Origin of the sequence: Streptomyces sp. NPDC049585, assembly GCF_040675615.1 — a bacterium.
In the GTDB taxonomy this organism is placed as follows: domain Bacteria; phylum Actinomycetota; class Actinomycetes; order Streptomycetales; family Streptomycetaceae; genus Streptomyces; species Streptomyces luteosporeus.
Genome location: NZ_JBFAPE010000053.1, coordinates 16774 through 28734, shown reverse-complemented (window position 1 = coordinate 28734; position 11961 = coordinate 16774). Strand labels below are relative to the sequence as shown.

General features: G+C 72.3%; 10 protein-coding genes and 1 riboswitch. Of the genes, 6 read left to right on the top strand and 4 right to left on the bottom strand.

Features of this window, described 5'->3' with window-relative positions; genetic code table 11:
- Positions 1–345 precede the first annotated feature (345 nt).
- The 6 genes from AB0K17_RS29680 to AB0K17_RS29655 all read left to right on the top strand — a co-directional run bounded on the left by AB0K17_RS29680 (position 346) and on the right by AB0K17_RS29655 (position 7699).
- Complete coding sequence (locus AB0K17_RS29680; RefSeq protein ID WP_365984877.1) at positions 346–1182, top strand: DUF6227 family protein; 837 nt, start codon at positions 346–348, stop codon at positions 1180–1182.
- 184 nt (positions 1183–1366) lie between these two features.
- Positions 1367–1570, top strand: a complete 204-nt coding sequence (locus AB0K17_RS29675; protein ID WP_344438551.1) for a cold-shock protein — start codon at positions 1367–1369, stop codon at positions 1568–1570.
- Positions 1571–2090: 520 nt separating this feature from the next.
- Complete coding sequence (locus AB0K17_RS29670; protein ID WP_365984883.1) at positions 2091–3662, top strand: DEAD/DEAH box helicase; 1572 nt, start codon at positions 2091–2093, stop codon at positions 3660–3662.
- Between the two features lie 135 nt (positions 3663–3797).
- Positions 3798–3934: riboswitch (cyclic di-AMP (ydaO/yuaA leader) on the top strand.
- Positions 3935–4119: 185 nt separating this feature from the next.
- Positions 4120–5109, top strand: coding sequence for a M23 family metallopeptidase (locus AB0K17_RS29665; protein WP_365984882.1), 990 nt, complete (start codon positions 4120–4122; stop codon positions 5107–5109).
- 108 nt (positions 5110–5217) lie between these two features.
- Positions 5218–6693, top strand: coding sequence for an MFS transporter (locus AB0K17_RS29660; protein ID WP_365967995.1), 1476 nt, complete (start codon positions 5218–5220; stop codon positions 6691–6693).
- 61 nt (positions 6694–6754) lie between these two features.
- Entirely contained in the window at positions 6755–7699 is a 945-nt protein-coding gene (locus AB0K17_RS29655; protein ID WP_365984876.1) for an aldo/keto reductase, read from the top strand.
- Positions 7700–7721: 22 nt separating this feature from the next.
- On the opposite strand, the gene AB0K17_RS29650 is transcribed toward AB0K17_RS29655, so the two are convergent.
- The 4 genes from AB0K17_RS29650 to trmB form a co-directional block, all read right to left on the bottom strand.
- Positions 7722–8030, bottom strand: coding sequence for a hypothetical protein (locus AB0K17_RS29650; protein WP_365967997.1), 309 nt, complete (start codon positions 8028–8030; stop codon positions 7722–7724).
- A gap of 39 nt (positions 8031–8069) precedes the next feature.
- The gene (locus AB0K17_RS29645) at positions 8070–9218 is read right to left on the bottom strand and encodes a YDG/SRA domain-containing protein (protein WP_365984875.1); all 1149 of its coding nucleotides are present in this window, start codon (positions 9216–9218) and stop codon (positions 8070–8072) included.
- 51 nt (positions 9219–9269) lie between these two features.
- Positions 9270–10568 (bottom strand): PrsW family intramembrane metalloprotease, encoded by a 1299-nt coding sequence (locus AB0K17_RS29640; RefSeq protein ID WP_365984881.1) that lies wholly within the window; start codon positions 10566–10568, stop codon positions 9270–9272.
- Positions 10569–10734: 166 nt separating this feature from the next.
- The gene (gene trmB, locus AB0K17_RS29635; protein WP_365984880.1) at positions 10735–11526 is read right to left on the bottom strand and encodes a tRNA (guanosine(46)-N7)-methyltransferase TrmB; all 792 of its coding nucleotides are present in this window, start codon (positions 11524–11526) and stop codon (positions 10735–10737) included.
- Positions 11527–11961 lie beyond the last annotated feature (435 nt).

Sequence of the window (11961 nt, the reverse complement as noted above, 5' to 3'; positions counted from 1 at the left end):
GTTGAGATGTCGCAATCCCCACCGAGCCAGAAGGCCCTCACCCGTTCAAGCACCCAGCACGCGTGTCACCAACGTCCCGGGACAACACACCTAGGGCCTGTCCGCTGCTGCGAAGGTTCGAAGGACAGGAGTGCGGTAAGGGCGCCCTACGGCCACTTGCGGAAAACCCCGCCCGCCGGCCGTGTTCGCGCCGCTACGGTAAGTGCGCGGAAGGGCAGCGCACGGACCCCCGCGAGCGGCGCAGGAGCGCCGGCACGGCGCTCGTACCGGCGACGGCGCAGCCTGCGGCGGACGGTGGACGGCACCCGGCTCGGTGGCGGGAGAGGACTCGGGAGGTCGAGGGGCATGGCGAGGACGCGCGAGGGCGGGGGCGAGGGCGGGCAGCGGGGCGGCGACGAGCCGGAGCGCCCCGCCGGCCGCGAGGCGACCCCCGCCGAGCAGGTGCAGGAGCTGCTGAGGCGGGCCCAGAACGGCTTCGAGATCGGCGAGGGCGTCCTCGCGCGGCTGGGCACCGCGCTGATGCACCAGCCCGAGCTGCGCTCGTACCGCCAGCGCAACGACGGCGGGCGCCCCCTGCGCTGCAACACCTACCGCCACGTCTTCCTGCTCGCCGACGGCAGCAGCCTCGTGCTGTACGAGCTCGAACACGACACCGGGCCGCAGGAGCGGTTCCTGTACGAGCTCTACACCGACGACACCGCCCTCGACGCCGCCGAGCGTCGCGTGCACGAGCGCATCGGCGGCGGGGGCATCGGCCCGGGCAGCGAGGACGAGGAGCTGCCGGCCTGGCTGGCCGAGGAACTGCTGCTGGCCATGGGCCCCAGCCGGCCCCGCCGCGAGTACGTCGCCGAGGCCTCCCCCGAGCACGCCCGCCGGCTGCTGCGCCGGGCCGAGAACGCCGACGGGCCCGGCGAGGTCGTGCGCGAACTGCTCCAAGGGGCGCTCGGCCACCACATCGCCCTCATCACCAAGCCCAGGCGCCGGGGGCCCGGCAAGGACGCCACCTGGTGCCGCTTCTACGAGCACGCGTTCCTGCTCGAAGGCGGGGGAGAGGTCAGCCTCTGGGAGCTGGAGCACAACATGACCGCGGACGGGCGGCTGGTCTGCGAGGTCTACCTCGACGAGGCCGAGGCGGAGGTCGCCGCCGACCGGCACGCCAGGGCCCAGGGGGTCGAGTTATAGCGCGGGCCGGGGGAGCGCTCCACCAAGATCCACACGAGGCGCACAGGGCGTGGTACTCTCGTACGAGTTGCAGTTGTGGTACCCATGGAATTCGTGTGCGCCTCGGCCATGTAGCCGAAGGCGCATTTTTGTTTTCGCCGGTCTTTTTCCGGTCGGGGGCCACCCCATCACTAAGGAGATAGACATGGCTACTGGCACCGTGAAGTGGTTCAACTCGGAAAAGGGCTTCGGCTTCATCGAGCAGGACGGCGGCGGCCCCGACGTCTTCGCCCACTACTCGAACATCGCCTCCAACGGCTTCCGCGAGCTGCTTGAGGGCCAGAAGGTGTCCTTCGAGGTCACGCAGGGCCAGAAGGGCCTGCAGGCCGAGAACATCGTCACCATCTGACGAAACCGTACGCGCGTACGCGCCATGGGGCCCGCACCACTGGGTGCGGGCCCCATTGTCGCGTTCGTCCACCGGGGGCCCGGCTCCCGCCGCCGCCACCGAGGGAAGGTCCCGCATGACTCGCTCCGCCCCCCGCCCCGCCCGCTCCGGTGGCGATGCCCGCTCCGGTAACGCCCGCTCCGGCGGCGACGCCCGCTCCGCCGGTGGCACCCGCTCGGGCGGCGACAGCCGCTCCGGCGCCGATGCCCGCTCCGGTGGGGACGCCCGCTCCGGCAGCGGTGCCCGTTCCGGCGGTGGCGCCGGTTCCGGTGGCGGTGCCCGTTCGGGCGGGGACGCCCGGACCGGTCGTGGCGCCCGCTCCGGCGGCAACGCCCGGACCAGCGGTGAGGCCCGGAACGGCGGCAGCACCCGCGCCGCTGACGACGCCCGCACCGGCGGCAACGCCCGCATCGGCGGGGAGACCCGGACCGGCGGCAGCGCCCGCATCGGCGGGGAGGCCCGCTCCGGCGGCAGCGCCCGCATCGGCGGGGAGGCCCGCTCCGGCGGCAGCGCCCGCCTCAGCAGCAGCACCCGCTCCCGTGGGGACGCCCGCTCCGAGGGCGAGACCCGCTCCGGCGGCGACAGCCGCCCCGGCGGCACCCGTTCCCGCGGCGCCAGCCGCTCCGGCGGCGAGAGCCGCTCCGCCCGGCGCCGCGCCGGCGGCCCCGCACGGGGCGCCGCCGCCGTCGTCGAGCCGGCCGCCGACTTCGAGGTGCCCGAGGCCACGACGCCGGCGCTGCCGCCCGTCGCCTCCTTCGCCGACCTCGACATGCCGGGCGCCCTGCTGAAGACGCTGACCCGCGAGGGCGTCACCGAGCCCTTCCCCATCCAGGCCGCGACCCTGCCGAACTCCCTCGCCGGACGCGACGTCCTCGGCCGCGGGCGTACCGGTTCCGGCAAGACCCTCGCCTTCGGGCTCGCGCTCCTGGCCCGTACCGCGGGCCGGCGGGCCCGGCCGGGCCGGCCGCTGGCGCTGGTGCTGGTGCCCACCCGTGAGCTCGCGCAGCAGGTCACCGACTCCCTCGCCCCCTACGCGGCCGCCCTGGACCTGCGTACGGTCACCGTCGTCGGTGGACTGTCCATCGGCCGGCAGGCGCAGGCCATCGGCCGTGGCGCCGAGGTCATGGTCGCGACGCCGGGCCGGCTCGCCGACCTGCTCCAGCGCGGCGACTGCGCCCTGGGCGACGTGACCGTCACCGTCCTGGACGAGGCGGACCAGATGGCCGACATGGGCTTCCTGCCCCAGGTCACCCGCCTGCTCGACCAGGTCGCCCCGGGCGGCCAGCGGATGCTGTTCTCCGCGACGCTGGACCGCAACGTCGACCGGCTCGTCCGCCGCTTCCTGACCGACCCCGTCACCCACTCCGTCGACCCCTCGGCGGGCGCGGTGGTCACCATGGAGCACCACCTGCTGCACGTCGCCGACGTGGATGCCAAGCGTGACGTGGTCACCCGGATCGCGGCCCGCGAAGGCCGCGTGATCATGTTCGTGGACACCAAGCGGGGCGCCGACCGGCTGGTCAAGCGCCTGCTGGCGCAGGGCGTGCGCGCCGCGGCGCTGCACGGCGGCAAGAGCCAGCCGCAGCGCAACCGCGTCCTGGAGCAGTTCCGCACCGAGCAGGTGACCGCGCTGATCGCCACGAACGTGGCGGCGCGCGGCATCCACATCGACGGGCTCGACCTCGTCGTCAACATCGACCCGCCCGTCGACCACAAGGACTACCTGCACCGCGGCGGCCGTACGGCCCGGGCCGGCGAGGCGGGCACCGTCGTCACGCTCGTCCTGCCCGAGGAGCGGCGCGACATGCGGCAGATGATGGTGACCGCGCGCATCGCCCCGGCGACGGCCGACGTGCGCCCGCAGGACGCCGAGCTCGTCCGCATCACCGGCGCCCGCGAGCCGAGCGGCATCCCGGTGACGATCGCGGTGCCCGCGCCCCGGCAGGAGCAGTCCCGGCCGGAGCAGCCCCGGCAGGAGCAGTCGCAGCGCCGTCCCGGGCGCGGCCGCACCCGCCCGGCCCGGCGGCGCCGGCCCGCGGGGGAGCGCGCATAACAATTGACGCTCCGTCAGAAAGTTGGAGCGTCAATACGCCTGCGAATTCACCCGTTCGGCTTGGAATCCGGTCGCGATGTCTATTAACGTTCGATAACGCAGCGCGGTCCTGGATACCGCCGCAAGAGGCGGTGCCGCGCGCCTTCGCCGAATCCCGTGAACGGAACCGGGGAACCATCCCTTTGGGGTGAATCGGGCCGCGCACCGGCCCGTAGGAGACCTTCCTGCTCCGAACCCGACAGCTAACCCGGTAGGCGAGTGGGAAGGAAAGGAGTGCGCCCCGGTGGCGTCCAACAGGCACGGTGCCGACGACGGTTCCTACACCGCGTACGACCCTCCGATCGTCCCGGCTTACGCCCCGCCCTACGATCCCGGCGCCACCGACCCCGACGACGAGCTCCCGGCGACGCCGCTCGAGCGCGGCCGGCACCGCGCCGCCAAGCAGCGCGGCGGCACGGTGGCCCGCAGCGGTGCCGTCCTCGGCGTGGGCATGATCGCGGCGGTGGGCGCGGGCGGCATGGCCAGCGCGCAGGACCGCCCGGCGGCCCCCATATCCATGCCCGACCCCGGCCGGAACGCACCCGCCGCACCCGCGGCGGCGTTCACCGACGAAGCCGCCCACGCGGGCGAGGTGCTGCGGGCACGCATCATGCAGCAGGCCGAGCACCAGCAGGAGGCGGCGGAAGCGGCCGTGCAGGCGGCCGAGGCCCGGGCGGCGGCGGAACGGCACCACGCGATGGCCGCGCAGCAGGCGGCACTGGCGGAAGCCGAGGCCAAGGCCAAGGCCGCTGCCGCGGCCCAGGCAGCGGCAGCCCGCGCAGCAGCGGCGCACGCGGCAGCGGCAGCAGTGCCCGCCCAGGCGGCGCCGGCGCCGCAGCAGACTCACCAGGGCCACCAGACCCACCAGACCCACCAGGCCCCGCACGCTGCGCCGCAAGCGCACGCCGGACCGCAAGCGCACGCCGCGCCTCAAGCGCCGCACCGGGCTCCCCAGCAGCACCGGGCACCCCAGCCGCATCGCGCCCCGCAAGCGCCCTCGCAGGCCCGTGGTTCCTTCACCCTCCCTCTCACCTCGTACACCCTCACCGCCGGCTTCGGGCGGGCCGGGGCCATGTGGTCGTCGCATCACCACACCGGCGAGGACTTCGCCGCCCCGACCGGCACTCCGGTGCGGGCCGTGAGCGGGGGTACGGTCACGCAGGCCGGCTGGGCGGGCGCGTACGGCTACCGCGTCGTGCTGACCCTCGGCGACGGTACGGAGGTCTGGTACTGCCACCTGTCGTCGATGGTGATCACCTCGGGCAAGGTCGGTCCCGGCACGGTCATCGGCCGGGTCGGTGCGACCGGCAATGTCACCGGTCCCCATCTGCACCTGGAGGTGCGGCCGGGCGGTGGCGCCCCGGTGGACCCGCTGTCCTGGCTGCGCGACCGGGGCCTGCAGCCGTAGCGCGCGCTCCGCAACCGCAGGGAGGCAGCCGGGTCATAGCGGCGTGGATTCCCCTACGTATCCCGATTTTCCGGGAATGTTATCCGTGTGATCGGGAAATCAGAGGATGTGACGACGACCGCACCGACGATCACCACGTCCGTTCCCGCCCGCCTGGACCGGCTGCCCTGGTCCCGGTGGCACTGGACGGTGGTGATCGGGCTGGGCACCGTCTGGGTGCTGGACGGTCTGGAGGTCACGGTCGTCGGCAACATTGCCGGCCGCCTCTCCGAACAGGGCAGCGGCCTGCCCATCACCTCCGGCGGGGTGACGGGCCTGGCCGCCGCGCTGTATGTGGCGGGGGCGTGTTCCGGGGCGCTGTTCTTCGGCCGGCTCACCGACCTCTTCGGCCGCAAGAAACTCTTCATGGTCACCCTGGCGGTCTATCTGTCGGCGACCGCGCTGACCGCACTGTCGTACTCGTCCTGGTGGTTCTTCGTCTTCCGCTTCATGACGGGCTTCGGCATCGGCGGCGAGTACGCGGCCATCAACTCCGCCATCGACGAACTCATCCCGGCCGCCTACCGCGGCCGCGTCGACCTGATCATCAACGGCAGCTTCTGGCTCGGCGCGATCGCCGGGTCGCTGCTGTCGATCCTGATGCTGGACACGAGCATCTTCGCCAAGGACGTCGGCTGGCGGCTGACCTTCGGGCTCGGCGTCGTCCTGGGCCTGGTGATCCTGCTCGTGCGGCGCCACGTCCCGGAAAGTCCACGCTGGCTGTTCATTCACGGCCGCAGCCCGGAGGCGGAGGAACTGGTCACGGAGATCGAGAAACGCGTCGTCGTGGAGAAGGGCGCCGAGCTGCCGCCCGCGAAGGGGCGTTTCACCATTCGCCAGCGCGAGAGCTTCGGATTCCGGGACATCGCCCGGACCGTCTTCTCCGACTACCGCCGCCGGGCGGTGCTGGGGCTCGCCCTCTTCATCGGACAGGCGTTCCTCTACAACGCCATCACGTTCGGCTTCGGCGCGATCCTCACCCGCTTCTTCGGCGTCTCCACCTCCCGTACCGGCTATTTCTTCGCCGTCATAGCAGTGGGCAACTTCCTGGGCCCGCTCTTCCTCGGCAAGCTCTTCGACACGCTCGGCCGGCGCATCATGATCACCTCGACGTATCTGCTGGCCGGGCTGCTGCTGTTCGCGACCGCCTGGCTCTTCGGCAGCGGCCGGCTCAACGCCGTCACCCTGACCGCGTGCTGGGCCGTCGTGCTCTTCTTCGCCTCGGCCGGAGCGAGCAGTGCGTACCTCACCGTCTCGGAGATCTTCCCGATGGAGACCAGGGCCATGGCCATCGCGTTCTTCTACGCGGTGGGCACAGCGGCGGGCGGCATCAGCGGCCCGCTGCTGTTCGCCGCCCTCACCCACAGCGGCGTCGTCGGGGACACCGTGCTCGCCTTCAGCGTCGGCGCCTCCTTGATGTGCATCGGCGGGGTGGTGGCGGCATTCCTCGCCGTGGCCGCCGAAGGCCGCTCCCTCGAGGACATCGCCACCCCCCTGTCCGTCCACCCTCCCGAGCCCCTACCGGCTCCCGCACCCGCGGACTGACCGAAGACGCAACGCGCACTGACGCGGAATAAGGCTGCCGGTAGGGGCGTTGGGGCATCGCATGGCTGACAACCACCGCACGATCGGCAGTCTCACCGTCCACCCCCTCGCACTCGGGGGCAACGTCTTCGGCTGGACGGCGGACGAGAAGCAGTCCTTCGCCGTCCTCGACGCCTACGCCGAGGCCGGCGGCAACTTCATCGACACCGCCGACGTCTACTCGGCATGGGTTCCGGGCAACCGGGGCGGCGAGTCCGAGACCATCCTCGGCGCCTGGCTCGCCGCCCGCGGCAACCGCGACCGGACGGTCATCGCCACCAAGGTCGGCGCCGGCGTCCCCGAACCGGCAGGCCTCGCACCCGCCACCATCAGGTCACGCGTCGAGGAGTCCCTGCGCCGCCTGGGCACCGATTACATCGACCTCTACTACACCCACTACGACGACACCTCGCAGACGGTCGAGGACATCATCGGCACCCTCGACGCCCTGGTGAAGGAGGGCAAGGTCCGCGAGATCGCCGCCTCCAACATCAGCGCCGAACGCCTGCAGGCCGCCCTCGCCTTCTCCGACGCCTCCGGCCTCGCCAAGTACGTGGCGATCCAGCCGCACTACAACCTGGTCTCCCGCGACACCTACGAGGGCCCCCTCGCCGACGTCGCCGCCCGCCACGGCCTGGCCGCCGTCCCCTACTACGCCCTGGCCTCCGGCTTCCTCACCGGCAAGTACCGCCCCGGCACCACCGTGGACAGCGCCCGCGCGGGCAGCGCCGCCAAGCACCTCGAGACCGAACGAGGCCGACGTGTCCTGGCCGCCCTCGACGAGGTGGCCGCCGCCCACGGCGCGGACGTCTCCACCGTCGCCCTCGCCTGGCTCGCCGCCCAGCCCACCGTGGCCACCCCCCTGGCCAGCGCCCGCACGGTCGACCAGCTCGGCCCCCTCCTGGCGCTGACCGACCTGCACCTGACGGACGCCGACCTCAAGCAGCTCACCGAAGCCTCGGCGTAAGCACCGGCAACGGCTTCGTGGGCTACGCCCGCTTCTCCACCGCCCACGAAGCCACCGCCACCCCACCGGCGACGGCGAACACCGCCGGCCAGGCCCCCACCTTCTTCGCCAACGGATGCGCCCCACCGAACGCGGCGAGATACAACCCCGTCAGCCCCGCGGCAGCCTGCGCCCCGGCCTTCTCGTTCCACTCCCGAGCAGCCACCACCCCGGCGGCCCCCAACACCACCCCACCGAGCACCCTCTTCTTCGTCCACCGCGCCACGCCATACCCCCCGACAAGCCCGACGGCTGCTACGACAGACGCCGGAATCCCGCTGACTGTGGCCATGGCCCACACCTCCGTGTCGACAGACGATCTCCTGCGAGATTAACCCTCGACCGGTGCGGCGCGTCGGGCCTCGTGGTGCTCGCGGTGGTACGCCAGGTGTTCGGCAGCTATCGCGTGCTGGGGATGCAGGCGCAGCTTGTACGTACGTTGCTGGGAGCCGTGTTCCACGACTGTGCCGTCGGGTGCGATGGTGAGCATCCCGAAATCGAAGGCCACATGGTGGTTCGGGCATAGGCACAGGACGTTTTCCGGGGTGTCCGGCCCGTTGTGGGGGCGGCCCAACGGCCGAATGTGGGCTGCTTCGGAGTAGGCGCCGGTTGGCGTCTCGATGCGGATGCCACACACCTGACACGTGTAGTCGTACATCCGCTTGACGATGTTGGCCACGGCCGTGCTCCGGACCACACGCTGCGTCGTGGTCACCCTGCGGCCGGGCGCATCGTTTCCGGTGGGCAGCCCGGTGGGAAGGGGCTCGTCGAGCGTGGGCCGGCCGAACTTCGCAGCATTGTGGGCCGCCCTGATGTCCGCTTCCTTGACCCCGGCCGCGTCAACGGCGACCAGGCGGTACTGCCACACCAGGAAGCCCGACTGGCCACGCTGCGACCAGTGGTCCTCGACGCGGTAGAGGCCGTCGTAGCGATATCCGCGCTCAGGCGAGTAGACCTTGTCGCCCTTGTACCCGCGGATGACGCGGACGGGGGTGCCTGACGATTGGCTGTTGACGAGTGCGGCATTGCCGAGGGTGAGCTCCTGATCCCTTACTTGCCGACGCTTCTGCTGTCCGCCCTGGCCCGTGTAAATGATGACGTCGCCGTAATCCCTGTCGTCCTCGTAGCCGCCAGAGACCACGATGGACTTGGCGTCCTCATCCGCCTTCCCCCAGATTCCTGCTTGCAGGTGGTCGTGCAGCCCCGAAGCCCGCAGCGCGGCGCGGCTTTCGAAGCAGGTGCCCACGGGCACGTACGGCGGGTGGCCGAAGCCGTTGAACTCTTCGTCCACCAGGCCAACGCTGAGCAAGACCTCTTGCCAGGGATCGGCAGGGAAATGCTCGGCCAGGAGCCGGGCGATGGCCTGCTGCCGTTCCTCCGGCGTCGCGACCAGGAAGGTACGGAGCTGGTCCTCCAGCCCCGTCGTCTGCCCGACTCTCTCGAACAGTTTGCGGACGGCTTTCGCCTCGTCTTCAGGCATGATGTGTCCCCCCATGAGCTGGTGATGAACGCGTACCAGTGAACAATGCCGCTACCGCTGCGGCGGCCACCCCTGCCATTGGCCCGGGGCGGGGCCCCACTGGGGTGGGTACGGGGTCGGGTACGGCCTCGGGATGGTGGTGACTGCTTGGGCCAGGGCTGGTTGGGCTGTGGTGCGGCGTTGCCAGAGGTGGTGGAGGAGTTCCTGCTCGCGGGCGGTGAAGTGGGGGTCCGGGGTGCCGCGCTGGGCGCGGTGGCGGAGGAAGGCCAGGGAGGTGGCGAAGGATATGTACTCCGCGACCGTGCGGGCCGCGGCCGCGCCGCCGGTGCGGCGGGCCAGGTCGCGGGCGATGCCGCGGGCCCGCATCGAGGACAGGGCGAGCGGTTCGGGCGGGGTGAGCCAGCCGGCAGCCTGGTAGGCGGGGAGCTCGGCGAGGATGGTGCGCAGCTCGTTCTGGCGGGACCAGATCACCAGCCAGGTCAGCAGCCCGAAGACCGGCACCATGAACAGCGCGTACACCGCGAGGAAGCCGCCGTTCGGCAGCGTCGCCGAGCCGTTCCACAGCGCGTGCAGGAGCATGGCCGTCAGCAGGGCCAGGAACGGAACGAGCGTACGCAGCACGCGGCGTCGGGCCGCCAGCGTGGCCGCCAGGCCGAAGCCCAGCCCCGTCATCGACGTGAACAGCGGGTGCGCGAAGGGCGACATCAGCACCCGGATGAAGAACGTGGCCGCGGTCGTCGTCGGCAGGCCCGAGTAGCCGAAGCTCTGGTCGTCGGCGAAGGCGTTGCCCAGGTAGAGGATGTTCTCGGTGAAGGCGAAGCCCGTGGCCGTGATGCCGGCGACCACGACGCCGTCGACGATGCCGTTGAAGTCGCGCCGGCGGAAGAGATACAGCAGCAGGATCGCCACGCCCTTGGCGCTCTCCTCCACCACCGGCGCCACGAAGGTGGCGCCCCAGGTGGAGGGGTCGTCGCGCTGGGTCACGTCGACGGCACTGAGCAGCCAGCGGGTGGCGTAGCCATTGGCGAGCAGGGCGACGAGGGTGGCCGCGCAGGCGCCCCACGCGAAGGCGAAGACGAGGTTGCGCCAGGGCTTGGGGTCGACGCGGTCCATCCAACGGAACGCGGCTATGAGCAGCGGTACGGGCAGGACGGCGAGGCCCAGGCCCACCAGGAAGCCCTCGGTGCCGGTCTGCTCGCGGACGAGGGCGAGGATGATCAGCCCGCACAGGGCGAGCAGCAGGAAGACCGCGCCCGCCCGGACCGCCTTGTTGTCCCAGAGGGTGTCCCACAGGGCCCGGCGGGCCTTGTAGTGCAGGCCCGCCGGCGGTGTCGGCGGGCTGGCGGGCATCGGCGGTATCTGCGGCGGCAACGGCTGCGGTTGCGGCTGCCGGTCGGTCGGGGGCGCATGCACGCCACGACCCTAACCAAGCGCCGTGGGGGTCGGCGTCCCCAATTCGGGCCCGGATCCGGCGCCGCCGGTTCCGCAGGGGTGTGCTCCGCTCGGCGTCGGGCGCTCAGCCGCGGCGGCGGAACATCAGGTCGTGGACGACGTGGCCCTTGTCCAGGCCCTGCCCCTCGAAGCGGGTCAGCGGCCGGAAGTCCGGGCGCGGCGCGTAACCGCCGTCGGGCTGCGTGTTCTCGAAGTCGGGGCTCGCCGAAAGCACTTCCAGCATCTGCTCGGCGTACGGCTCCCAGTCCGTCGCACAGTGCAGCACCGCACCCGGCGCGAGCCGCGTCGCCGCCAGCGCCAGGAACTCCGGCTGGATCAGCCGGCGCTTGTGGTGACGCTTCTTGGGCCAGGGATCCGGGAAGAACACGCGGATGCCCGCGAGGGCGTCGGGCGCGAGCATCTCGCGCAGCAGAATGATCGCGTCACCGTTGGCCACCCGGACGTTGGTCAGCCCGCGCTGCTCGGCCAGGCCCAGCAGGTTGCCCTGACCCGGGGTGTGCACGTCGCAGGCGAGGATGCCGGTGCCGGGGTCGGCGGCCGCCATCTCGGCCGTCGCCTCGCCCATACCGAAGCCGATCTCCAGGACCACGGGCAGCGCGGCGTCGCCGAAGAGCTCACCGAGGTCGAGGCGGCGCAGACCATCGACGTCCAGCCCCCACGTGGGCCACAGGCGGCGCAGCGCCTCGGCCTGCCCGGGCGTGACCCGGCTGCGGCGCGGCTGGAAGGACCGGATACGGCGCTCGTGGTGCGAGCCCGCCGGATCCGGCGCCGGGCCGTCGGGAAACATGGGCTCGCGCCGGGCACGGGCAGGAGCCGGGACCGGACGGGGGGCTGCGGCGGCCGTGCCGGCCGCGATGCTGGGGGCGAGGTTCTCGGACACAGTTCCTCCAGTCTACGGGCGCGCCAAAAAGTCCCCCCCGGGCTCGGGGCGGCGCCGCCAGGTCCGGCACGACTCCCCTGGGGCTTGGGGCGGGCCAGCTCTGGGGGCTGGTGTGGCGTCGCGGGTCTGGCGCGAAGCCCCGGGGCTTGGGGCGGCGTTTCGGGCCTGGCGACGCCCTGGGCCTGCGCGACTCCCCGGGCTTGGAGCGGTGCCCCGGGCCTGGCGGCGCCCCGAGTCTGCGCGACTCGCCCCGCTAGGGCGTGTCCGTGTCCGGCGGATCGTCGTCACGCGCCACCACGGCGCCCCGTCAGGGGCGCGGGGAACTGCGCGACAAGCCACGACGTGCCCGCAGTCGGCCCCTCGGGGTGGTGTGTCAGCTGCGGGCTGTCGCCGGCCGATCGCGCCCACGCG

What these genes read in the sequence shown, in the direction of transcription:
- AB0K17_RS29680 (WP_365984877.1), top strand. Translation starts at nt 346, where the DNA reads ATGGCGAGGACGCGCGAGGGCGGGGGCGAGGGCGGGCAGCGGGGCGGC.
- AB0K17_RS29675 (WP_344438551.1), top strand. Translation starts at nt 1,367, where the DNA reads ATGGCTACTGGCACCGTGAAGTGGTTCAACTCGGAAAAGGGCTTCGGC.
- AB0K17_RS29655 (WP_365984876.1), top strand. Translation starts at nt 6,755, where the DNA reads ATGGCTGACAACCACCGCACGATCGGCAGTCTCACCGTCCACCCCCTC.
- AB0K17_RS29650 (WP_365967997.1), bottom strand. Translation starts at nt 8,030, where the DNA reads ATGGCCACAGTCAGCGGGATTCCGGCGTCTGTCGTAGCAGCCGTCGGG.
- AB0K17_RS29645 (WP_365984875.1), bottom strand. Translation starts at nt 9,218, where the DNA reads ATGCCTGAAGACGAGGCGAAAGCCGTCCGCAAACTGTTCGAGAGAGTC.
- AB0K17_RS29640 (WP_365984881.1), bottom strand. Translation starts at nt 10,568, where the DNA reads ATGCCCGCCAGCCCGCCGACACCGCCGGCGGGCCTGCACTACAAGGCC.